This window comes from Altibacter sp. (genome assembly GCF_019913785.1).
GTDB lineage: Bacteria > Bacteroidota > Bacteroidia > Flavobacteriales > Flavobacteriaceae > Altibacter.
This window is the reverse complement of sequence record NZ_JAIOHK010000004.1, coordinates 1-23,195: the sequence shown is the minus strand read 5'-3', so window position 1 is coordinate 23,195 and position 23,195 is coordinate 1. Positions and strand designations below refer to the sequence as shown.

Here is a 23,195-nt window from a genome sequence, read left to right as displayed (position 1 = left end):
TATATACGATTAACCGAAAAGCTCTACCTCAAAAAAATCTCAAGAATTCTTATCTTAGTTTAGTTTCAATATAGATCACAAACGTTTCCATTTGTAATCCATACGCTGTCAATTTCAATATTCCAATGAACTTATTTCGTACTCTTTTCTCACCTTCACGAATCATGTTTTATAGTCACTCATCGTTTTAGCGGGTGCAAATATACAATCGTTTTTTTCGTTACACCAAATCAAAACAACTATTTTTTAAATCTTTTTTATTAACAATAATTAATGACCTGAAATCGACCTAATTACCGTAAAAAAAAGTTGCAAAATTTTGTGTTAGGGATTGATGCGGCATCCCCTACTTTGCCAAAGCAATGTAGGGATAGAGCGGAAAGCCCGGCTTTACTTTGTGCGAAACAAAGGAAAGCAACACCCAAAAACAAAAAGAGCGAACTACTAATATAAAGGAAATCAAAATACTGCGCAAATGATAAAGCAATTTACTTATTAACAGTTTTCTTGTTCCAATAGACGGTGAGTTCTAAATAATCTATGGGGAATGCCGGTTTCTGCCGTTCTAGAATTTTGGCCTGAAACGACCGCTCTAAAATATCTTCGATCAAATAGTCTTCCTTGATATCAAAGGGGTTGTATTCTTCCTTGATAGAAATATCGAAGACATTTGCCGTGGTGTTATACCAAAAGGCACGCCAACCGGTACGGAGCTCCTTGACCAAGGCAAAAGCCGTTCGCCCTGTTTGGCGATGTATGAGCTTTACCAGTATCTGGCCTTCGGTACGGGTTAATTTTTTAAGCTCTGCCGAAAATTCTTCCTCTATATACTTCTGTATTCGTCTGGTATATTTCTTACGTTCCCGCCTTTTCTCGATCGTTTTTAATCGTTCGGTCATGGTGGTCAAGCGTTCGGAAGCTAATTTGGCATACGGATAGACCTTTCGGGTCTTACGCCTTAATATAAGATAGCGCCTTCGGTCTTCCTTCGAGTTGAACTCCAGCTTGTTCAGCAGAATCACCTCGTCCAGATCGATCGCCTCTCTCGCAATGGTGTCGCCTTCAATAATATAGTATAAGACCTCGGTTGTATCATTATTTTGTTCGGTATAATCCTTTCCCGTTTGAGCGGTCATACCTATTGCGCAAAGCAACAAACAAATATATAGGGCTATTGATATTCTCATTCTCATAGTTCAAGTTCTTTTATAACTAAAACCGTTCCAAAAATAAACATTTTGCAAGGCTTACTTTACAATAAATTGCTAATTTTGGAATTCTATAAAAAAACACCCTATGGCATCCATCCTAACAAAGAAATCACTTAACTTTTTAAAGAATTATTTGAACAACGCCGCCCCCACAGGTTATGAGTGGGATGGCCAAAAATTATGGATGGATTATTTAAGTCCGTATGTGGATGAGTTTTTCACAGACACCTATGGTACCGCTGTTGGAGTTATCAATCCGAAGGCAAGCTATAAGGTAGTGATCGAAGGACATGCCGATGAAATTTCCTGGTATGTCAATTATATAAGTGACAACGGATTGCTATACGTGATCCGAAATGGTGGTAGTGATCATCAAATTGCACCTTCCAAGATCGTAAATATTCATACCAAAAAAGGCATTATAAAAGGAGTGTTCGGTTGGCCGGCAATTCACACGCGCAATAAGGCGAAGGAAGAGGCCCCGAAACCGGACAACATTTTTATTGATGTAGGTGCCAAGGATAAGGAAGAAGTAGAAAAAATGGGTATCCATGTGGGATGTGTCATTACGTATCCGGATGAATTTCACATTCTTAATAAAGACAAATTCGTCTGTCGTGCCTTGGACAATCGTATGGGTGGATTTATGATCGCTGAAGTCGCCAGATTACTTCATGAAAACAAAAAGAAATTACCCTTTGGATTGTATATAACCAATTCGGTACAAGAAGAAATTGGTTTGCGTGGGGCCGAAATGATCGCAGAACGCATCAAACCCAATGTTGCCATAGTAACCGATGTGACCCACGACACTACTACACCTATGATCGATAAGAAAAAACAGGGGCACGCCGAAATTGGAGCCGGACCCGTTATTGCCTATGCACCTGCTGTACAGCAAAAACTTAGGGAATTGATCGTTACCGCGGCCGAAAAGAAGAAGATTCCGTTTCAGCGGGCTGCCTTATCAAGGGCGACCGGAACCGACACCGATGCCTTTGCTTACAGCAATTGCGGTGTGGCAAGTGCCTTGATCTCACTTCCGCTGCGGTATATGCACACCACAGTTGAAATGGTACATCAGGAGGATGTTGAAAATGTTATCAAATTAATTTACGAATCCTTATTGACCATCAAAAAAGATCAGTCGTTTAGTTATTTTGAATAACTGTGTTCATAAACAATAAATTGAAGGGGCTACCAAACGGTAGCCTTTTTTTATCTTAGCAGCAAAACATCCCCTGCGTGCTGTTCAATTCGTTTGATTTTGGATTTTTTCTCGTGATTGTCTACTTCGCGTATTGGGGTATTGGCACCAAAAGACGAAAAGCACAGAACCTGCTTTTGTTGGTGGCGAGCTATGTGTTCTATGGGTCGTGGGATTGGCGCTTTCTATTTTTATTAATGGCAAGTTCTCTGGTTGATTATGTCGCCGGACGTATATTGGAGCGGAGTGAGAAAGTATCCCTGCGCAAGCTTATATTGTGGACGAGCATTTTTTGGAACCTAGGCGTTTTAGTCATATTTAAGTACTTCAATTTTTTTATCAGCAGCTTTTACGAATTGTTCTCCATCGAAAACACACAGCAAACCTATACATTTTGGAATGTGATTATCCCACTAGGGTTGAGTTTCTATACCTTCCAAACCATGAGCTATACAATTGATGTATACCGAAAAAAGATCCGGCCCACTTATAATTTGCTGGAATTTTTATGTTATGTCAGTTTCTTTCCACAACTGGTCGCAGGTCCTATTGAACGTGCTAATAAGTTATTGCCGCAATTTGAAAAGGAGCGAAGTTTTAATTTGCAGCGCACCAAGGAAGGCCTGCGCCAAATTCTATGGGGCCTGTTTAAAAAGATATTGGTCGCAGACAAACTAGGCCTTGCCGTTACCATGGTTTTCAGCAATCCGGAAGGCTATGGTGCTTTAATGCTTATTTTTGCGGCAGTATTATTCTGCTTTCAGGTATATTGTGATTTTTCGGGCTATACCGATATTGCCATTGGTACCGCGAAGCTCTTCGGATTTAGTCTTAGTAAGAACTTTGACCTGCCTTATTTATCGAAAAGTATTAGTGAGCTTTGGCAACGATGGCATATTACCCTTACCAACTGGTTCACCGATTATGTCTATGCTCCCATTGTGAAAAGTGTAACTCCGGTTACCGCATCGATGCGGGTAATCGGGGTGCTGCTCACTTTGTTTTTAATAGGACTCTGGCACGGCGCCAATTGGACGTTTGTGGTATTTGGTATTTTCAACGGAATCGTAATCGTTGTCGAACGAGCACCATTATTTAAACAAAAGGGAACACTGCTCAAAGGTTTGCAAAGGATTCCGCGGGTGCTTTCATTGGCGTATGTGTTTGTTATGTTTACCATCTCGGGTATTTTATTTCGTGCCGAAAACATTTCGGAGGCCTGGCTCATTCTCAAACGAATTTTTACCATAACGCCAGATGTTGCCATATCCAGCTTGATAGGTATAAAGCTACTCTATCTCCTGGCACTGCTTATTGCCGAGATGGCCACCCGAAAGTGGGAATTTCCGCTTCAAAAATTAGAGATTCGCATACCCAAACCTATTCGTTGGGCCATTTACTACCTGCTAATTATACTATTAATTCGCTATGCCGAACCCAAAGAGGCATTTATTTATTTTCAGTTTTAATGCCAAAGAAATTTATAACATACCTGCTCCTATTTTTTATTCCGGTGGTATTGGGATATGCCGTGATGGAATACCTTACACTTAATCTTCCCTCGGGATATAAAAAGAACAGTGCCTTATTAAAAGCGAAAGCAGAAACGATCGAAGTCTTGGTATTGGGGTCTTCCCAAATGAAAGATGCTGTCAATGCCGCCTTGCTGAAACAGCCCGCTATTAATCTGGCGTCTGGGGATCAACATCACAATACCGATTTTAAACTTTTACAAGGTGTACTTCCGAAACTCCCTAACTTAAAAACCGTTGTACTGGAAGTGTCCTATAGCCACTTTGAGTTACCACATAATTCAAAGGACTTCTGGAAGCATCCAGTTTATTTAAAGTATTACGGTGTAAATTGTTTTGAACGAAATACCTATTTCAAAGACCGATTGATCTATCTATCATTACCGCCTTTTTATTCAGAAAAAATATACGACCATTATATTGAAAGGAAAGACCCGGCCGGTTTTAATTCCTTCGGATTTGATACTTTAAACTATTCAGGACTGTTTATGAATTTGAAGTATAACGAAGACGAAATAGCCAAAAAGCGTTTTAAAATAAATCTGACGCCTCAGCCCGAAATCTTTGCCACAAATACAAGCCTCTTTTTTGATTTCCTCGATTATTTGAAGGAAAGGGATCTAAAAGTGATTATTTGTACAGCTCCCATGTATAAAAGTTATCTGCCGGTGCGTGTCCCGGAAATCTTAGCGCGACGGGATAGTATCTTGCAACTAGTTTCTAATAAATATTCAAATATTGAATTCCTGCTATATGAGGAAGACACCCTAGGTTTTAAGGTAAAGGACTATTGGAATCAAAGTCATTTGAATCCGGATGGAGCACAAAAATTTACACAATTACTTCAGAAAAAATTGGACAGTCTTAATTAGATTTTTTCAGCTTGGCGAAATAGATCTTTGCCTCCTTCACTACCCTTGGCGCCAATAAAACGGTTGCCGTCATTGTGGGTATGGCCATAAAAGCGAAGAAGGTATCAATTAGATTTACCATCAAACTTAATGATGTAGTAGCCCCTAACAATATACTGGCGATATAAAAATAGTTATAAATAGATTTGTTCTTGGCACCAAATAGAAACGACATACATTTTGTACCGTAATAGGAATAGGAAAACAGCGAAGAAATACTAAATACGGCAATACATAACAAAAGTGCATATTTTCCATAACCCGGAATGGCTTCCATAAAGGCATTTGCCGTAAGCGTAACACCATTGGCATCACTAGACTGCCAAACGCCAGTCACCAAAATGGCCAAGGCCGTTAAGGTACAGATCACCAAGGTATCTATTGCCGGTCCCAACATGGCCACCAAGCCCTCCCGAATGGGCTCATTGGTCTTAGCAGCTCCGTGTGCCATAGGAGCTGTACCAATTCCCGCCTCATTAGAAAAGGCACCTCTGCGTATCCCTAAAAGTATCAGGCCTCCCAAAATACCTCCCAAAAAGGCATCTCCTTCGTAAAAAGAGGCCGAAAAGGCATCGGTGAAGATTAGTGCAAAATATTTTGGAACCACATCAATATGTACTCCTAAAATAAAAAGCACCATGATAAAGTAGAGCACTACCATCCCCGGCACCAACTTAGATGCCGTCTTGCTAATTCTGGACAGGCCGCCTAAAATAACAATTGCTGTAATGGTTGCCAATACCAACCCAACGACCAAATTACTCATGAGTCCGGTATAGAGTCCCGCCGGTTTCAATAAAATATCATTGATGGCCTGCGTTAACTGATTCACATTAAAGACAGGCAAAGCCCCAATCAGACCTGAAATACTAAAAAAGACTGCCAAAGGCTTCCAGTGCTTGCCCAGGCCCTCCATAATAAAATACATAGGACCTCCCTGTATATCACCGTTACTGTCCTTTCCTCTAAATAATACGGCCAAGGTCGCTGTAAAGAACTTTGTAGACATCCCAATCACCGCACTTACCCACATCCAGAATACTGCTCCCGGGCCACCAATATAAATAGCCAGTGCCACCCCCGAAATATTTCCCATACCGATAGTAGCAGAAAGCGCCGTAGTAAGCGCCTGAAAATGAGTAATCTCACCTGCATCGGTCTCTTTATCATATTTCCCTCTTAGCACTGCAACGGCGTGCCCCAAATAGCGAAAGGGTAAAAAGCGAATCTTGAAAACTAAATAAAGCCCCCCTCCAATAAGAATAATCAATAAGGGCAAGCCCCAAGCGGCGGAGGCCAACTGTGCGATAAACTCGTCTATGATTTTCAACGCTTTGAATCCTTTAAGGGACGAAAATAATGTTTAAATTTTTAAAATCACCACAGAAATTGTTACTTGCATCGCTAAATGGAAAAAAAAGTAGTTTATTTTATCCTTTTATTCAGTTGTTGTCTATTTGCACAACAACCCGAATCGAGTGGTACGTCGCGACCTCTTGTAATTACGCCGGAGTTCATGATGGGCTTTACGCCCGAGTCCAACTCCAACTTCCCCGATCGCAATTTTCAAACACAGTTAGGTGTTAGTCTAGGATGGGAACAACACACAAATCCTCAGGAATGGGCACAACGATTAAAAGGTCTCAGAACCGGGATCAATTTTGGCTATACCGATTTTGGCAACAAAGACAGCTTGGGAGGCTCGTTCACACTCTTGCCCTTTATGGAGTTTAATGCCTTCAGAAAGAAAAATTTAAAAGTACAGATAGGGACCGGAATGTCATACTTTACAAAAAAGTATGATTCTCTGACCAATTATAACAACCAGGCTGTTTCGACCGATCTCAACTGGGCCTTTCGGGTGTTTATGCATTATAACTTCCTTAAGACCGAAAAAATCGATTGGCGAATCGGACTCGGTTATTTTCATCATTCAAACGGTCATACAAAATTACCAAACCAAGGTTACAACTCATTCTTACTAAATGTTTCGGCCGATTTAAAAAATGTCTCCGCGCGTGAGTTAGGCTCGAAAGCAATTGCAAGACACAATTTCAATCGAAGTACTTACGACTATTTCTCCTTGCGAACGGGATATGGAAACAATGTCTTGGCGCTGGTTTTCAATGATAAAAAGGCGGTGTACACCGTATCGGCCGAATACGGCAAGGTGTTTAACAATAATTTTAAATTAGGCCTTGGCTTGTATTACCGATTCTATGAACACTATTACGATTATATACAAGGAAATTATTCATTGGTACAAGACGGTAGAGAATTCGAACGTTACAAGGAGCACCCCTCCTGGAATGCCTCAAATATAGGATTATTACTCAATGGCGAATTTTTACTGAATCATATTGGGATCGACATGCAGCTTGGTGTGAACTTCCACAAACCCGGTTATAAAATCGATTGGCGTATCAACCAAGGATGGGACAACACCCCAATTGATATTTCAGAAACCTGGCAATTGGGAGAATTCGATTCCAAGTTCAAATTAAAGAATGCGATTTCCTCACGACTCGGACTCAAATACTACCTATTAGGCACCCACAAGGCTCCCGCTCATAATCTCTATGCCGGGATTCATATAAATGCCAACCTGGGTCAGGCAGATTTTACCGAGCTCAGTCTAGGCTACGTGTATAGCTTTAATTTTAAAGAGAAGTAATAACTAGGCGGAAAGGTAGTTCAGTACATTTTGTTCTATACGCTCCAAAATATTCGAAACATCTGCTTTTACGAAGGTTTCTCCGGTAATGTTTTCGTACAATTCAATATAACGTTCCGATACCGTTTCAATATACGCATCACTCATAAAGGGTACTTGCTGCCCCTCCAATCCTTGAAAACCATTCTGAATTAGCCACTGTCGTACAAATTCCTTGGAGAGTTGTTTCTGCGCTTCTCCCCTTGCCTGTCTTTCAGAATAGCCTTCGGCATAGAAATAACGCGAAGAATCGGGGGTATGGATCTCATCTATCAACACAATTTTCCCGTCCTTTGTTTTACCGAATTCGTATTTCGTATCGACAAGGATCAAGTTTCTTTTGGCTGCAATTTCGGTACCTCGCTGAAATAATTTCCGAGTATAGTCCTCCAACTGAAGGTAATCTACTTCCGAAACAATCCCCCTTTTTAAAATATCTTCCCGGGAGATATCTTCGTCGTGATCACCAGCCTCCGCCTTGGTAGCCGGAGTGATTATGGGTTGGGGAAATTTATCGTTTTCTATCATTCCCTCAGGCATGGCAACGCCGCAAAGCATTCGTTTCCCGGCTTTGTATTCGCGAGCGGCATGACCACTCAAATATCCACGTATGACCATTTCCACCTTAAAGGGTTCACAGGCCTCGCCAATAGCCACATTGGGGTCGGGAGTAGCGTGCAGCCAATTGGGTACAATATCCTGGGTATCGCGCATCATCTTGGTGGCGATCTGATTCAGGATTTGTCCTTTATACGGAATTCCTTTCGGCATCACCACATCAAAAGCACTCAGCCTGTCCGTTGCGATCATAACCAACACATCATTTTTCAGGGTATACACCTCACGAACCTTTCCATGATATACGCTTTTCTGTCCGGGAAATGTAAAGTTGGTTGCTGTAATGGTAGTACTCATGCTTAGTCAATATTCTCAATGTTCTTATAGGCAGCGATCACTTCTTTCACCAAGCGGTGACGGATCACATCTTTATCGTCCAGGTAAATCATACCAACCCCATTTACATCTTTCAACACCAACAAGGCTTCTTTTAGTCCCGAAATGACCCGTCGTGGTAGATCGATCTGTCCGGGATCGCCGGTGATCATGAATTTGGCATTTTTACCCATACGAGTCAAGAACATCTTCATTTGCGCATGTGTGGTATTTTGAGCTTCGTCAAGGATCACAAAGGCATTGTCCAAGGTACGCCCACGCATAAACGCCAAGGGTGCGATTTGGATGGTTCCGTTTTCAATATAAGATTCTAATTTTTCGAATGGAATCATGTCTCGAAGGGCGTCGTACAGCGGCTGCATATACGGATCCAGCTTTTCTTTCAAGTCACCCGGAAGAAAACCCAGATTTTCCCCTGCTTCTACTGCAGGCCGCGTTAGTATGATTCGTTTTACTTGTTTCTCTTTGAGGGCTTTCACCGCTAGGGCAACACCGGTATAGGTTTTTCCGGTTCCGGCGGGTCCTACTGCAAACACCATATCGTTTTTCTGCATTTTCTCTACCAGCTTACGCTGATTGGCCGTTTGTGCCTTGACCAATTTGCCATTAACGCCATGCACCAAAACATCGCCACTACTCGCCGAGGTTTCATAATCGTCCTTACTGCGACTGAGTAAGACCCGTTCAATTACATTTTCGTCAATTTTATTATAGGTGCCAAAGTGTTCCAGTAACATTGAAATACGTCTGTCGAATTCTTCCAAAACCTCCTCGTCGCCGTAGGCCTTAATTTTACTGCCACGTGCTACTAATTTTAATTTGGGAAAGTATTTTTTAAGAAGATCAATATTGGCATTCTGAAGGCCGAAAAACTCTCGGGGGCTAATATCAGTTAATTCGATAATAAGTTCGTTCAAAAGCGGGAAAATTAAATTTATGAATACAATGTGAAAAATTGTTTTGCTACTCACAAAAGTAACCTATTTTTGTGGTAGTTTCACGAACAAAATATCAACAATTCATCTATGCCCATCATAACGCTTACAACCGATTTTGGAGAGAAAGATCACTTTGCAGGCGCGGTAAAAGGGGCTATTTATACCGAATTGGAAACAGTGCGGATTGTTGATATCTCACATTCGGTTTCTCCCTTTCATATTACGGAGGCGGCTTATATCATTCAGAATGCCTACAAAAGCTTTCCCGATGGTAGTATTCACATTATTGGTATCGATAGTGAGTTAAATCCTGAAAACAAACATATTGCGGTATTTCTTGACGGACATTATTTTATTTGTGCCAACAATGGCATTATTTCGATGTTGGCTTCGGAAATCAAACCGGAAAAAATTGTAGAAATCAATATTCACGATCGGGTAAACAGTAATTTTCCCGTACTCGATGTTTTTGTAAAAGTGGCTTGCCATATTGCTCGCGGAGGTACCTTAGAGGTTATTGGCAAAACTATTTCAGAAATAAAAGAACTCACGGGTATTCGTCCGGTGGTGAATCTGGAATCGAACCAGATCATTGGAAATATTATTTATATTGACAACTATGGAAATGTGATCTGCAATATTACGCGCTCCTTGTTTGAGGAGATTAGCAAGGGCCGAAACTTTAAGATCACTGCAAGAACAGCTACTTTTTCACAGGTGCATGATAATTATAGCGATGCGATAAATTTTGACCTACCCGCCGAAAAACGAGAAGAAGACGGTAAGAAACTAGCGCTTTGGAATTCATCCAATTATTTAGAACTTGCCATTTATAAAAGTAACCCGAGTACTGTGGGTAGTGCTTCTACCTTATTCGGACTCGCTTACCGTGATAGTGTTACCGTAAATTTTGAATAGTATGTTTACAAGAATTGTAAAAATGGAATTTAAACCCGAGCAGGTGCCTCCCTTTTTGGCTAATTTTGAAAGCGTCAAAGAAAAGATCCGTCGGTTTCCGGGTTGTAAGTTTTTAGAATTGTACGGTGATAAACAAGATGCTACCCGCTTTTTTACATACAGCAAATGGGAATCTGAAAGTGATCTCGAAGCATATCGAACGAGCGAGCTTTTTATAGAGGTTTGGACAACAACCAAACCCATGTTTCGTTCTAAAGCACAAGCCTGGAGCGTGGATACGCTCCATTCGTTAACCTAAAAGCCGCTATGATAGCAATCGTTAAAAGAGAAATAAATTCGTTTTTTTCAGGGCCGATAGGATATTTGGTTATTGCTGTATTCCTTGTGATAAACGGGCTATTCCTTTGGGTCTTTGGAGGAAATTACAATATCCTCGACGCGGGCTTTGCCGATCTTGCTGCCTTTTTTGAATTAGCCCCTTGGGTGTTGCTTTTCCTTATTCCTGCTGTAACCATGCGCTCTTTTAGCGATGAGATGAAAATGGGCACCTTAGAGTTATTATTGACAAAACCCATCTCACTTCGAAACATCGTTCTTGGAAAATATATGGGTGCAGTCGTTTTGATACTCATTGCGCTACTGCCCACGCTTTTGTACGTGTTAACGATTTCAAAACTGGGAAATCCACCCGGAAATTGGGACATTGGGAGTACACTGGGTTCCTATATCGGATTATTATTTTTGGTGTTCTCCTATGCGGCTGTAGGTGTATTTGCCTCCACCCTTTCGCAAAACCAGATCGTCGCATTTATCATAGCGGTATTTCTGTGTTTTAGTTTGTATTACGGATTTGAAGGTTTGTCAACCTTGGTTTCTGAATTTCCTATCGAGCGCTTAGGGATGAAGGCACATTTCGACAGTGTTTCACGTGGTGTATTGGATTCACGAGACTTGATCTATTTTATGAGTGTGACAGTATTTTTTGTAGTATTAACTGTTTTAAAACTTCAGAAAAAACGTTGAGTTTATCAAAAAAACATAACACACAATTTGTAGCTCTTATAGTCGGGCTCATTGTATTGAATGTGCTTGGCAGCTACGTATACAAGCGTTTTGACCTTACGCAGGATAAACGCTATACGCTTTCTGAAGCGGCCAAAGAAACTATTGCAACGGTCGATTCGCCCATATTAATAGATGTCTTTTTAGAGGGTAATTTTCCTCCTGAATTTAGACGCCTACAAGTGGAGACCAAACAGTTATTGGAAGAATTTTCGGCCTACAATCCGAATATCAAGTACGAATTCCTGAATCCCTTGGAGGGTGAAGAAAATACCGAGGCCATTCAGCAACAATTGGCAAATTTCGGCCTAACCGCCGCACAGGTAGAAGTAAAGGAAAGCGGTAAGATAAGCACCGAATTGGTCTACCCCTGGGCGCTTGCCTATTACAACGAGAAAACAGTAAAGATACCATTGCTCAAAAATCAGTTGGGAACCACTTCCGAAGAACGTATAAACAACTCCGTCCAAAACTTAGAATACGCCTTTGCAGATGGGTTTAATAAATTGGTGCATCCTAAAAAACGCAAGGTTGCCGTATTGAAAGGCAATGGAGAATTGGATGACAGGTATATAGCCGATTTCTTTGCGACGCTTCGGGATTACTACTTTATTGCTCCTTTTACCTTAGATTCGGTAGCGGCTAATCCGAAAAAGACGCTGGAACAATTGATGACATTCGATCTCATCGTTGTTGCCCGGCCTACCGAAGCCTTTACTGATTCGGAAAAATATATTTTGGATCAGTTTACCATGAACGGCGGCGCATCGCTTTGGCTAGTCGATGCTACCGAAATGCAGCAGGATTCCATTTCGGGCAAGTCCTTCGTCTTTGGAAAAGACCTCAATCTAAATGATTTCTTCTTTAAATATGGTGTCCGAATTAATTCAAACTTGGTCAAAGATGTCTATTCTGCGCCTATTGTCTTGGCGACAGGCAATGAGAACGATGCCCAATTTAATCGATATCCGTGGTTTTATAATCCGCTAAGCGCCAGTGGGAATCCGCATCCTATTGTCACCAATATTGAAGCCGTGAAGTTCGAATACGCCAGTGGTATTGATACCTTGGCTAATTCGGTTTCCAAAACGGTATTGCTCAGCTCCTCTCCCATAAGCAAATTGGTGGGACTACCTGTTGAAATTGATTTTGATACCGAAATCCCGAAAAACCTTCAAATTGTAAATGAAGGGCCTAATCCCACCGAATTTACTGCCGGTGAAACGCCGCTGGCTGTGTTATTGGAAGGCGAATTTCCTTCGGTATTTACCAATAGGATAAAGCCGTTTTCTCTAGAGAATGACCGAAGCAAAAGCCGAGCGACAAAAATGGTGGTGATTAGTGACGGAAATATTATTGTGAATCAGTTAGATCGCAATCGTCCCTTGGAATTGGGCTTCGACAAAATGACCAATGCCATGTATGGAAACAAGGAATTCTTGCTGAATACGGTGAATTATTTGTTGGACGACAGCGGACTTATAAACATTCGAACCAAGGAAATTGCCGTCCCCTTTCTCGATCCGCAAAAAACCGTTGAGCAGCGTACCCAATGGCAGCTCGTTAACCTCTTGTTACCATTGGTCTTATTAGCAGTTTTTGGGATGGTGTACCTATACTTCAGAAAGCGTAAATACGCCTCCTAAATGTTAATAAGTTAGTTTTCATTCTCGTGCCAATTGAAATATATTTGTAGTTGGGCTGTATGTAGTCGCAGTAGAGAGATAAGTCAATTATTATAAAAGAGATTCAATGAAATTCATCGTATCGAGTTCGTATTTATTAAAACAATTACAAGTACTAGGGGGCATTATTAACAATAATAATACACTTCCTATTTTAGATAATTTTTTATTCAATTTGAATAAAAACACACTCCATGTTTCGGCCTCCGATTTAGAAACAACTATCTCGTCAAAGTTGGATGTAGAGAGTAGTGAAAAAGGCAGTGTCTGTATACCGGCCCGTCTGCTGTTGGATACCTTGAAAACTTTTCCGGAGCAGCCACTTACTTTTACCATAGAAGAAAACAATACGGTTGAAATTAGTTCGAACCATGGGAAATATGCCCTGGCTTACGCCAATGGTGAAGAATTCCCCACTGCGGTCGAATTAAAAGATCCAAGTTCAACGGTATTGCAAGGGGACATTTTGGCCACTGCAATAAGCAAGACTATCTTCGCCAGCGGCAATGATGATCTTCGACCGGTAATGAGCGGCGTCTTTTTTCAGTTTTCTACCGAAGGTTTGACTTTTGTGGCCACCGATGCACACAAATTGGTAAAATATACACGTGAGGATGTTTCGGCATCCCAGACCGCCGAATTCATTATGCCGAAAAAACCGTTGAATTTACTAAAAGGAATTTTGGCCGGTAGTGAAGATTCGGTTACGATCGAATACAATGAGAGCAATGCGAAGTTCACCTTTGATGGGACTGAAATGATCTGCCGCTTGATCGATGGGAAATACCCGAACTACGAAGCAGTTATTCCGAAGGAAAACCCAAATAAGTTGAGTATTGATCGAAATCAATTTTTGAACAGTGTGCGACGTGTATCGATCTTTTCGAATAAGACGACGCATCAAATCCGTCTAAAGATTGCGGGAGCCGAATTGAATATTTCGGCCGAAGATATTGATTACAGCAACAAGGCCGAAGAGCGCCTTACCTGTGATTATCAGGGAGACGATATGCAAATTGGCTTTAACTCACGCTTCCTTACCGAAATGCTCAACAACCTCACCAGTGATGAAGTTTCTTTGGAAATGAGTTTACCGAACAGAGCCGGAATCTTAACCCCAATTGATGGTTTAGATAAAGGCGAACAGGTAACCATGTTGGTGATGCCGGTAATGCTGAATAACTAGCTATTCCTTACTCACTTAAAACATAAACCGCCTTTTGGCGGTTTTTTTCTTAGAAGGGATCTGTCTCGCGTTCTCGTGCCCGCTGCCACAATTCGATAAATGGTAATCTTGGTTTTGAACATACATATACGTTCGTTCCATATTCTCTTGCGTTTACATTGCTAATTTGTCCCGCGACCTCTATTTTTTCAAAAGCGGCACCCACATCGTCTCCCATTTCATCATTTATATAAATCATATATTCGATAGGCGGTTCAAATTGATCCGGTACCCAATAGAAAAAGCTTTCGTGAAAACTAAGGGGTTCGGGGAGGCCATATTTTTTTCCTATGACGGCAATGGCTCCTGCCTGACCGTAATTTTCAGCAAATATAACAGCCTTGTCTTTTTCAGGAATTGCTTGATAGGCCTTACTAGTGATTAAGGTAAGTTCTTCCCACCCTAATTGATCGGCATAATCTTGGGGCAAAGAATGTACCGTGCCGTCTTCAAATCGGCGACCGATTTCTAGTCCGTATTTGGATTCTAATTCCTGAAAATAGCGTACCAAACCAGCTTCAGAATATATTGGCAATCCCATGGGAAGTGCCGGAAGCGTTATCAGTACAACAAAGGTGGGAACTATTATTCTGACTAGCTTGTTGGAGGTATACTTTTCAATCGATACACTTCCGGCCGCAATTAGCACGGGAAAAATACCTATGGTATAATAGCTTTTACCCTGCAGCAAAAACAGCACTAATAAAACCATTGCCGAAGTGATGGCTAAATAGCGATACTGTTTTTTCCGAAGTAAAGAAATAAATCCAATTAGGACCAGAAAACACACCGAAAAGGTCATTAGTAGTTGATCCATAATAAATCCAACTCGGTCCACATAGACCAGCTGATTATCATGGAGTGCCTGCATATGACCAATAACCGGAAGGTCGTTTGCAATTTGCCAAATGAGATTGGGCAACAGGATAAGAATGGCAATACCCAATCCGCCGTAAAGCGCTTTTCTTTTAAAAATACTTCGTTGTGCGGAAATCGCAAATGAAAATAACAATGCAAGTATAAGTAGCGCTATTAGATATTTGTTGAGCAATGCAATTCCTGAAACAATTCCTAACAACAACAAATATTTCTTGTCCTGTGAGTTCACATAACGCAGGGTATAAAAGAGCAGCAGCGTCCATAGGAATAAATCGATAGGTACCGGTTGAAACAGATGAAATGCCCGAAGCCCTACCGGCATGCAAACAATGGCGATCGCCGTTAGAATTTGGGCATAGGTTCCACCGCCCAATTCTTTGGTGATTCTTGCTGCAACCACAACCAACGCGCCACTTAAAATTGCGGGAAACAGCTTTACGGCAAACAAGGAATACCCAAAGACCGAATGCATAAACCATGCTATCCACCCAATTAAAGGAGGCACCGTAGCATACCCAAAATCGGGATGATTGCCCAATGAAAAATAAAGCAGTTCATCGCGGTGGTATTCTAGATTAGCATGAAATAGCAGGTGAATAGCGAGGTTAAAAACCGCTATTCCAATAATCATAAAGTTCGTTTTGTTTAGATTCATAGCTGTCGATTAAAAAGGGAAACCTTTTAGCATGTACATGGTCAATTCAAAAGTATAGGTAATACCAATGCAAAAGGAGTAGATGTGACGAGTATCAAGGATTTGGGACAAATAACAAAGCAGGATTAAAGCGCTTGCATTCTCTTTTCGAAGACGGAGATCTTATTTCTGGAGACGGGTACCTTTTCGGGAAAATCTGTTCCACTCAACTGATAGCCCTGCGCATTACCTGCTACAGCGTTGATTTCATTTAGATTCACTAAATAGGAACGATGTGTTTTCAGAATTGCAGGATAGGAACCCAGTTGCGCTTCAAATTCTTTGATAGGAATTCGCTTTACTAACTTTTCGAAGGAGTCGTTCTTTTTCTGAAATATTTCTAAGTAGTTTCCTTCGGCTTTCGCAAAAAGAAAGCGCGATACATCCAATTCAAAATTATCTGCTTTTACCTGAGTTGTTATAAAAACGGAAGCATTGTCTTTAGTTGTTGCTGTCGAATTCCGTTTGTTGTTCCATGCAGTAGCCATGGACGAATTATGGCGGTAGAGCCTGTTCCAATTTAGAGGCACCAGGATACTAACGAATAAAATTCCGACTAAAAATGTATTCCGAATTTCTTCAAAAAAATAGCCCCATGACCAATTATTGGGATTGTCATATATAATATCTCTAATAAGGAATTGCCCAATGCCAACACATAAAAATGCTAAAACCAGTGCTAGCATTTCTTTCCCTACCGTCCACACATCTTCCATCTTTAAAATTAATCTAAGGACAATAAAAAAAAGTAGTAGCACTATGATTGGGGTAACCGAATGTATTATTGAAATCCAAAAGTAATTGAACTTGTGTTCCGGTGTGTATACATTAAAGGGTTGGAAAAAATAGTTAAAAATAAAAGACATCAGAAAAATAATAGCGGCTATGATCCATAGGGTATTTCCTTTCAGATAAAAAGGATACGGTTGTCGCAGCAGCATTGTTATATTTTCTAGTCGCATAGGAGTACTAAGCTACACAAATTTGCACCAAAACAAAAAACCCGCCAATGGACGGGTTTTCTTCTTTTTCATAGCTTATGATATAAATCGGATAGTCATAAACAAACTGGGAGACTCACCATTGCTCGCCCGTATGGCATTGACAATAGGGAGAATAAAACCTAATAAGCAGGCGCCTATCAAAGTAAGAATACCAAGGCCTAATAACAATATAGCAGGAATACTTATAATGATATAGAGTAACAAGCTAATTTGGAAATTGACGATGGCCTTTCCGTGTTCGTCCATACCCGCCACCTTGTCCTTGGTGGATAGCCAAATAATCAAGGGAACGATCAAACTTCCAAATCCGATCACATAGCCTAGTAATTGTGATAAATGTGCGATCACCAACAAGTTTTTATCGGTGCGTTTTTCGGTGTGATTTAAAACTTCCATTTTGATTGATTTTATTGATTATACTCTATAAGTAGTTTGCAATTTAAAAATGTTACAAAATTTTGGCTATGCGATAATTGTTTACTTTTGCAATCATGACCCACCAAGAAACTATAGTAGCCTTAGCCACCCCTGCGGGAGCTGGAGCCATTGCCGTTATCCGACTATCGGGAAAGGAGGCTATTACCATAGCTTCTGGGCTATTTCATTCCATTCACGCTAAGGAATTGGCAAAGCAAAAAACCCACACGGTGCATCTGGGACATATAAAAGACGGGGAACGCGTAATCGATGAAGTATTGGCGACTGTTTTTAAAAATCCGCATAGTTATACCGGAGAAGATGTGGTAGAGTTTTCCTGCCATGGAAGTCATTATATTCAACAAGAAATCATTCAATTATGCCTGCGAAACGGCTGCCGAATGGCTAGTCCGGGGGAATTCACCCTACGCGCCTTTTTAAATGGAAAGATGGATCTGAGTCAGGCAGAGGCCGTAGCCGACTTGATTGCCAGTGATTCGGAAGCATCCCACCAACTGGCAATACAGCAGATGCGAGGGGGTTTTTCGAATGAAATAAAAAGGCTTCGGGAGGAGTTGCTGAATTTCGCTTCGCTTATAGAATTGGAACTGGATTTCGCCGAAGAAGATGTAGAATTTGCCAATCGGGAAGAATTTCAGAAGCTAATATCTAAAATTACAAAGGTCCTAAAGCGATTAATTGATTCCTTCGCAACCGGAAACGTCTTAAAGAACGGTATTCCCGTAGCGATTGTAGGCGAACCCAATGTGGGGAAATCGACCTTATTAAACGCCTTGTTAAATGAGGAGCGCGCCATTGTAAGTGACATTGCGGGTACCACCCGTGATGCTATTGAAGATGAAATCACCATTGGCGGGATAGGTTTTCGCTTTATAGATACCGCCGGTATTCGTGAAACCACAGACACCATTGAAGGCTTGGGGATTCAAAGGACTTTTCAGAAAATGGAACAGGCGCAAGTGGTCATTTATCTTTTTGATGCTTCCGTTGTCAGACTGAGCCTGTCGAAGTCTGATGACAGCAAAAACGATACAGTTCGACAAGTTCAGCGTGACATTTCCATCTTAAAGCAGGATATTGAAAAAGTTAGGAATCAGTTTCCACAAAAATCTTTGGTGGTGCTAGCCAATAAAGTGGATATGCTTTCGGAGGAAGAAATTAACGAACTTGCCTCACAAATTGAAGGTCTTCATTTACTTTCAGCAAAAACCGGGCAAGGAGTGGATGCCTTAAAAAAGGTCTTGCTCGACTTTGTAAATACGGGAGCCTTGCGAAATAACGAAACCATTGTTACCAACTCCAGACATTACGATGCGCTCTTAAGAGCCTTAGAAGAGATCATAAAAGTGCAGGAAGGGATAGACAGTGGCCTCAGTGGTGACCTGCTTGCCATCGACATTCGACAAGCCTTGTATTATTTTGGTGAGATCACAGGTGAGATTACCAACGACGATCTGTTGGGCAATATCTTTGCGAATTTTTGTATCGGGAAGTAATAAATATTGGCTTCCTAGGCCCTTTTAGCACGCACCTTTATGTACCAGACATACCGCGAAATACGGTTTAAAGTTCTGTTAAATAAAACCGTACAAATCAAATTTTCCTATCTTTGTGAAACGCATGAAAGAACTATTCCATAAAATAATGTCTTTGTTCATGGCCTTTGTAGTCTTGTTCTCTACGATGTCATTTACTGTGGATATGCACTTTTGTGGAGATACCTTGGTCGATACTGCCATTTTCAAAGAAGCAAAATCTTGTGGCATGGAAATGAATAAGACCACCCCAACTTCAGATTGCTCCATTACTAAAAAGGATTGTTGTACGGATAAACAACTTATGGTTGATGGGCAAGACGAGTTAAAAATATCGGCGGATAAAATTTCATTTGACCAACAGGTATTTATTGCTTCTTTTTATTATACCTACAAAAACCTCTTTGAAGGACTAGAAGAAAAGGTTACCGCTTTTTCTGAATACCCCCCTCCTATTATAGTCAGGCAAATCTACAAGCTTGACGAGACCTATTTAATTTGATTTAAAACAATTATCTGCAATATCCTATTACACAATGTAATGTGGATGTTTTGTTGTATCCGGTGTGTTCATAACACCAATTTCTAATTGTTTAATAATCAATAGGTATGCTAAATAAAAGCATCAAATTTCTAATAGAGAATAAACTCGTTGCAGTTTTACTACTCCTCCTTTTTATGGGGTGGGGAACCGTAAATGCTCCTTTTAACTGGGATACCGGATTTTTGCCGACCAATCCTGTGGCAGTGGATGCCATCCCCGATATTGGCGAAAACCAGCAAATTGTATTTACCAAATGGGATGGACGGTCACCGCAAGACATTGAAGACCAAATAACCTATCCGCTGACCACTTCTTTATTGGGTATTCCGGGGGTGAAAACCATTCGCAGTTCTTCCATGTTTGGATTTTCCAGTATCTATATCATTTTTGAAGAAAATATTGAGTTCTATTGGAGTAGGAGTCGTATCCTCGAAAAATTAAATTCCTTACCCGCTGGGTTACTACCCGAAGGCGTTAATCCCGCATTGGGTCCGGACGCCACGGGACTCGGACAAATATTTTGGTATACCTTGGAAGGGCGTGATGAAGATGGTAATGTCACCGGTGGCTGGGACTTACATGAATTGCGTAGCATTCAAGATTACTATGTAAAATATGCCCTGTCTGCCGCCAATGGTGTGTCTGAAGTCGCCTCTATTGGAGGTTATGTTCAGGAATATCAAATTGATGTTAATCCCGAATTAATGCGTCAATACAATATTGGTTTAAACGACGTAGTAAAAGCAGTTAAGGAGAGCAATAGAGACATTGGAGCACAGACATTGGAGATTAATCAGGCGGAATATTTAGTCCGAGGTTTGGGCTATATAAAATCCATAGCCGATCTCGAGAATGCCAAGGTAACTTCGGAAGACTATACGGTTATCAAGATCAAGGATATAGGGAATGTATCCTTGGGTCCGGCAAGCCGCAGAGGGATATTGGACAAGGAAGGAGCCGAGGTGGTGGGAGCTGTTGTGGTAGCGAGATACGGAGCTAACCCCATGGAGGTTATCAACAACGTAAAAGAAAAAATAAACGAACTAAGCGCAGGTTTACCGTCAAAAAAACTAAGTGATGGACGCACTTCGCAAGTAACAATTGTTCCTTTTTATGACAGAACAGAACTTATTCAAGAAACCTTAGGTACCTTAAACGAAGCCTTAACCCTAGAAATCCTAATTACCATCCTAGTCATTCTTATCATGGTATTTAACCTAAGAGCTTCCATACTAATTTCCGGATTGTTGCCCGTGGCCGTTTTAATGGTTTTTATCGCCATGAAACTCTTTAATGTGGATGCCAATATCGTAGCCTTATCGGGTATCGCCATTGCGATTGGTACCATGGTCGATGTAGGAGTCATACTCTCCGAAAATATTATCAGGCACCTTGAAGAAAACAGCAAAAAACTACCGATAAACACGGTGGTTTATAATGCTACTGCCGAAGTTTCCGGCGCCATCGTAACGGCAGTTATGACGACGATCATAAGTTTTATTCCTGTATTTACCTTGATTGGAGCAGAAGGGAAATTATTCAGACCCTTGGCCTTTACCAAAACCTTTGCCTTAACGGCATCAATTATCGTAGCACTATTCTTAATCCCACCTTTTGCTGCATTTCTATTTCGAAAAAAGAGCATTAAAAAGAATTTCAGTTATACCATCCATATACTATTAATTGTAGCGGGTATTGCTGCCGTACTGTATGGGTATTGGATCGCGCTGGTACTCATAGCATTTGGAGTTATTGGATTGTTAAAATTACAAGAGCGCATACTTGAAAAACAATCCAACCTTTTACAAATTGGAATTTCAGCTCTAGCCATTGTCTTTTTACTAGCTGAATATTGGAGACCCTTGGGAGTGGATAAAAGTATCTTTTGGAATCTAATTTTTGTGGGGGTGATCTGCTTTGGGCTACTGGGCTTCTTTTCCCTTTTTATACGGAATTACAGCCGTATTTTACAATGGGCACTCGCCAATAAATTGTTCTTTTTGTCCATCCCAACAGTAATTATTATCGCCGGATTTTTAATTATGAAAAACACGGGCAAAGAATTTATGCCTTCTTTAAACGAAGGGACCTTTCTTTTAATGCCTACCTCCATGCCACATGCGGGTGCCGAAGAAAATAAGCGTGTCCTACAACAATTGGATATGGCGGTAGCCAGTATTCCCGAAATTGAAACCGTAGTAGGTAAATCGGGTCGTACCGAATCGGCCTTGGATCCAGCACCCTTGTCCATGTATGAAAATATTATTCAATATACCTCCGAATACATGCTCAACGAAGATGGAGAACGCCAACGTTATAAGGTGAACAACGCAGGCTTATTCGAATTAAAAGATGGCCGTTTTCTCGCAAATCCAAACAACTCGGAAGTAGCTTCGTTTACCAAGATTCAAAGATCGCTTCTCATAGAAGATCGCAATGGTGAGTTCTACCGTAACTGGCGACCCGAGATACAGTCTCCTGATGATATTTGGAACGAAATTGTTAAAGTTACTAAGCTGCCCGGAGTCACATCGGCTCCAAAACTTCAACCCATAGAAACACGATTGGTCATGCTGCAAACGGGCATGCGGGCACCCATGGGTATTAAGGTGAAAGGACAGGATTTAAAGCAAATTGAAGCCTTTGGAATACAGTTAGAGAATATTATAAAGCAGGCAGAAGGTGTTAAGGAAGAAGCCGTTTTTGCCGACCGGATTGTAGGGAAGCCTTATTTGCTTATTGATATTGACCGAGAAAAAATAGCCCGTTATGGAGTGTCCATAGAAGAGGTGCAAAACGTACTTAAAGTGGCCGTTGGCGGTATGGTATTGACGCAAACCGTGGAAGGAAGAGAACGCTATGGAGTACGCGTACGCTATCCAAGGGAAATGCGTACCAATCCAACCGATTTAGAGCAAATCTATGTCCCTGTTTCATCGGGAAGTCCGGTGCCTTTGCGGGAATTAGCGACCATTCGCTATGAACAGGGCCCACAGGTCATTAAAAGTGAAGATACCTTCTTGGTAGGCTATGTACTCTTCGATAAGATGGAAGGTTTTGCCGAAGTTAGTGTGGTTGAAAATGCTCAGGCCTTGATCAAACAAAAAATAGACGCAGGAGAATTGGTGGTGCCCAAAGGAATCAATTATCAATTTACAGGAACCTATGAAAATCAATTACGTGCCGAAAAAACGCTATCGGTCGTTGTGCCATTGGCATTGTTCATCATCTTTTTGATTTTATACTTTCAATTCCGCTCTGTGGCTACTTCATTTATGGTATTTTCGGGTATCGCAGTTGCCTTTGCCGGCGGCTTTATTATGATTTGGTTGTACGGGCAATCGTGGTTTTTAAACTTCAACTTTTTTGGTGAAAACCTGAGGGATTTATTCCAAATGAATCCTATCAATCTCAGTGTCGCGGTTTGGGTCGGATTTATTGCTTTATTTGGTATTGCAACCGATGACGGAGTGGTGATGGCGACGTATTTAACCCAGACATTCAGAAGAAATACTCCTGAGAACAAACTAGAAGTACGCGCCTCCGTCCTGGAGGCAGGGGAAAAACGAATTCGCCCCTGTTTGATGACCACAGCCACAACCCTTTTGGCCTTATTACCCATTTTAACATCGACAGGGCGCGGTAGTGATATTATGATCCCAATGGCGATCCCCAGTTTTGGAGGAATGCTGATCGCGTTAATTACCTTATTTGTGGTGCCTGTATTATATAGTTGGAGACAGGA

Annotated in this window: 19 protein-coding genes; 12 read left to right on the top strand and 7 right to left on the bottom strand. The window is 41.1% G+C overall.

Annotated features, from left to right (window positions below):
- Positions 1-488: 488 nt before the first annotated feature.
- Positions 489-1,136: a DUF4294 domain-containing protein gene (locus K8F54_RS00690; RefSeq protein ID WP_290785618.1), complete on the bottom strand. Its 648-nt coding sequence runs from the start codon at positions 1,134-1,136 to the stop codon at positions 489-491.
- A gap of 160 nt (positions 1,137-1,296) precedes the next feature.
- On the opposite strand from K8F54_RS00690, the gene K8F54_RS00685 reads away from it, so the two are divergent.
- The 3 genes from K8F54_RS00685 (at position 1,297) to K8F54_RS00675 (ending at position 4,822) form a co-directional block, all read left to right on the top strand.
- The gene (locus tag K8F54_RS00685; protein ID WP_290785615.1) at positions 1,297-2,379 is read left to right on the top strand and encodes a M42 family metallopeptidase; all 1,083 of its coding nucleotides are present in this window, start codon (positions 1,297-1,299) and stop codon (positions 2,377-2,379) included.
- A gap of 113 nt (positions 2,380-2,492) precedes the next feature.
- Positions 2,493-3,887 carry an MBOAT family O-acyltransferase gene (locus K8F54_RS00680; protein WP_290785613.1) on the top strand — a complete coding sequence of 465 codons (1,395 nt, stop codon included), beginning with the start codon at positions 2,493-2,495 and terminating at the stop codon, positions 3,885-3,887.
- Positions 3,887-4,822: a hypothetical protein gene (locus K8F54_RS00675; RefSeq protein ID WP_290785610.1), complete on the top strand. Its 936-nt coding sequence runs from the start codon at positions 3,887-3,889 to the stop codon at positions 4,820-4,822. Before K8F54_RS00680 ends, K8F54_RS00675 begins: the two co-directional genes overlap by 1 nt.
- Here the strand turns inward: K8F54_RS00675 and K8F54_RS00670 are convergent.
- The gene (locus K8F54_RS00670; protein WP_290785607.1) at positions 4,815-6,191 is read right to left on the bottom strand and encodes an alanine/glycine:cation symporter family protein; all 1,377 of its coding nucleotides are present in this window, start codon (positions 6,189-6,191) and stop codon (positions 4,815-4,817) included. The genes K8F54_RS00675 and K8F54_RS00670 overlap by 8 nt on opposite strands.
- A gap of 78 nt (positions 6,192-6,269) precedes the next feature.
- Between K8F54_RS00670 and K8F54_RS00665 the strand changes: the two genes are divergently transcribed.
- The gene (locus K8F54_RS00665; RefSeq protein ID WP_290785604.1) at positions 6,270-7,535 is read left to right on the top strand and encodes an acyloxyacyl hydrolase; all 1,266 of its coding nucleotides are present in this window, start codon (positions 6,270-6,272) and stop codon (positions 7,533-7,535) included.
- A 3-nt stretch (positions 7,536-7,538) separates the two neighbouring features.
- On the opposite strand, the gene K8F54_RS00660 is transcribed toward K8F54_RS00665, so the two are convergent.
- Together K8F54_RS00660 and K8F54_RS00655 are read right to left on the bottom strand one after the other, a co-directional pair.
- The gene (locus K8F54_RS00660) at positions 7,539-8,489 is read right to left on the bottom strand and encodes a phosphoribosylaminoimidazolesuccinocarboxamide synthase (protein ID WP_290785602.1); all 951 of its coding nucleotides are present in this window, start codon (positions 8,487-8,489) and stop codon (positions 7,539-7,541) included.
- Between the two features lie 2 nt (positions 8,490-8,491).
- On the bottom strand, positions 8,492-9,445 hold the full coding sequence (locus K8F54_RS00655; protein ID WP_290785600.1) for a PhoH family protein: 954 nt from the start codon (positions 9,443-9,445) through the stop codon (positions 8,492-8,494).
- Between the two features lie 108 nt (positions 9,446-9,553).
- Between K8F54_RS00655 and K8F54_RS00650 the strand changes: the two genes are divergently transcribed.
- The 5 genes from K8F54_RS00650 (at position 9,554) to dnaN (ending at position 14,317) form a co-directional block, all read left to right on the top strand.
- Positions 9,554-10,384 carry an SAM-dependent chlorinase/fluorinase gene (locus K8F54_RS00650; RefSeq protein WP_290785598.1) on the top strand — a complete coding sequence of 277 codons (831 nt, stop codon included), beginning with the start codon at positions 9,554-9,556 and terminating at the stop codon, positions 10,382-10,384.
- 1 nt (position 10,385) lies between these two features.
- Positions 10,386-10,682, top strand: a complete 297-nt coding sequence (locus K8F54_RS00645; protein WP_290785595.1) for an antibiotic biosynthesis monooxygenase family protein — start codon at positions 10,386-10,388, stop codon at positions 10,680-10,682.
- 8 nt (positions 10,683-10,690) lie between these two features.
- A complete protein-coding gene (gldF, locus tag K8F54_RS00640; RefSeq protein ID WP_290785592.1) occupies positions 10,691-11,407 on the top strand; it encodes a gliding motility-associated ABC transporter permease subunit GldF in 717 nt (238 codons plus the stop codon).
- Complete coding sequence (gldG, locus tag K8F54_RS00635; RefSeq protein ID WP_290785589.1) at positions 11,404-13,092, top strand: gliding motility-associated ABC transporter substrate-binding protein GldG; 1,689 nt, start codon at positions 11,404-11,406, stop codon at positions 13,090-13,092. The genes gldF and gldG overlap by 4 nt, the downstream gene beginning before the upstream one ends.
- Positions 13,093-13,198: 106 nt before the next feature.
- Complete coding sequence (dnaN, locus tag K8F54_RS00630; protein ID WP_290785586.1) at positions 13,199-14,317, top strand: DNA polymerase III subunit beta; 1,119 nt, start codon at positions 13,199-13,201, stop codon at positions 14,315-14,317.
- 49 nt (positions 14,318-14,366) lie between these two features.
- Here dnaN and K8F54_RS00625 read toward each other — a convergent pair whose 3' ends face one another.
- From K8F54_RS00625 to K8F54_RS00615, 3 genes are all read right to left on the bottom strand, one after another.
- On the bottom strand, positions 14,367-15,890 hold the full coding sequence (locus K8F54_RS00625) for a glycosyltransferase family 39 protein (protein ID WP_290785583.1): 1,524 nt from the start codon (positions 15,888-15,890) through the stop codon (positions 14,367-14,369).
- Positions 15,891-16,015: 125 nt separating this feature from the next.
- Complete coding sequence (locus K8F54_RS00620) at positions 16,016-16,891, bottom strand: LytTR family DNA-binding domain-containing protein (protein ID WP_290785580.1); 876 nt, start codon at positions 16,889-16,891, stop codon at positions 16,016-16,018.
- A gap of 75 nt (positions 16,892-16,966) precedes the next feature.
- Positions 16,967-17,329, bottom strand: coding sequence for a DUF4870 domain-containing protein (locus K8F54_RS00615; protein WP_290785577.1), 363 nt, complete (start codon positions 17,327-17,329; stop codon positions 16,967-16,969).
- 95 nt (positions 17,330-17,424) lie between these two features.
- On the opposite strand from K8F54_RS00615, the gene mnmE reads away from it, so the two are divergent.
- The 3 genes from mnmE to K8F54_RS00600 form a co-directional block, all read left to right on the top strand.
- Positions 17,425-18,867, top strand: coding sequence for a tRNA uridine-5-carboxymethylaminomethyl(34) synthesis GTPase MnmE (gene mnmE / locus K8F54_RS00610; protein WP_290785575.1), 1,443 nt, complete (start codon positions 17,425-17,427; stop codon positions 18,865-18,867).
- A 124-nt stretch (positions 18,868-18,991) separates the two neighbouring features.
- Positions 18,992-19,408: a hypothetical protein gene (locus tag K8F54_RS00605; RefSeq protein WP_290785572.1), complete on the top strand. Its 417-nt coding sequence runs from the start codon at positions 18,992-18,994 to the stop codon at positions 19,406-19,408.
- 107 nt (positions 19,409-19,515) lie between these two features.
- The coding region (locus K8F54_RS00600; protein WP_290785569.1) for an efflux RND transporter permease subunit at positions 19,516-23,195 on the top strand (3,680 nt) is incomplete at its 3' end.

What these genes read in the sequence shown, in the direction of transcription:
- K8F54_RS00690 (WP_290785618.1), bottom strand. Translation starts at nt 1,136, where the DNA reads ATGACCGCTCAAACGGGAAAGGATTATACCGAACAAAATAATGATACA.
- K8F54_RS00685 (WP_290785615.1), top strand. Translation starts at nt 1,297, where the DNA reads ATGGCATCCATCCTAACAAAGAAATCACTTAACTTTTTAAAGAATTAT.
- K8F54_RS00675 (WP_290785610.1), top strand. Translation starts at nt 3,887, where the DNA reads ATGCCAAAGAAATTTATAACATACCTGCTCCTATTTTTTATTCCGGTG.
- K8F54_RS00665 (WP_290785604.1), top strand. Translation starts at nt 6,270, where the DNA reads ATGGAAAAAAAAGTAGTTTATTTTATCCTTTTATTCAGTTGTTGTCTA.
- K8F54_RS00660 (WP_290785602.1), bottom strand. Translation starts at nt 8,489, where the DNA reads ATGAGTACTACCATTACAGCAACCAACTTTACATTTCCCGGACAGAAA.
- K8F54_RS00650 (WP_290785598.1), top strand. Translation starts at nt 9,554, where the DNA reads ATGCCCATCATAACGCTTACAACCGATTTTGGAGAGAAAGATCACTTT.
- K8F54_RS00645 (WP_290785595.1), top strand. Translation starts at nt 10,386, where the DNA reads ATGTTTACAAGAATTGTAAAAATGGAATTTAAACCCGAGCAGGTGCCT.
- gldF (WP_290785592.1), top strand. Translation starts at nt 10,691, where the DNA reads ATGATAGCAATCGTTAAAAGAGAAATAAATTCGTTTTTTTCAGGGCCG.
- dnaN (WP_290785586.1), top strand. Translation starts at nt 13,199, where the DNA reads ATGAAATTCATCGTATCGAGTTCGTATTTATTAAAACAATTACAAGTA.
- K8F54_RS00625 (WP_290785583.1), bottom strand. Translation starts at nt 15,890, where the DNA reads ATGAATCTAAACAAAACGAACTTTATGATTATTGGAATAGCGGTTTTT.
- K8F54_RS00620 (WP_290785580.1), bottom strand. Translation starts at nt 16,891, where the DNA reads ATGCGACTAGAAAATATAACAATGCTGCTGCGACAACCGTATCCTTTT.
- K8F54_RS00615 (WP_290785577.1), bottom strand. Translation starts at nt 17,329, where the DNA reads ATGGAAGTTTTAAATCACACCGAAAAACGCACCGATAAAAACTTGTTG.
- mnmE (WP_290785575.1), top strand. Translation starts at nt 17,425, where the DNA reads ATGACCCACCAAGAAACTATAGTAGCCTTAGCCACCCCTGCGGGAGCT.
- K8F54_RS00605 (WP_290785572.1), top strand. Translation starts at nt 18,992, where the DNA reads ATGAAAGAACTATTCCATAAAATAATGTCTTTGTTCATGGCCTTTGTA.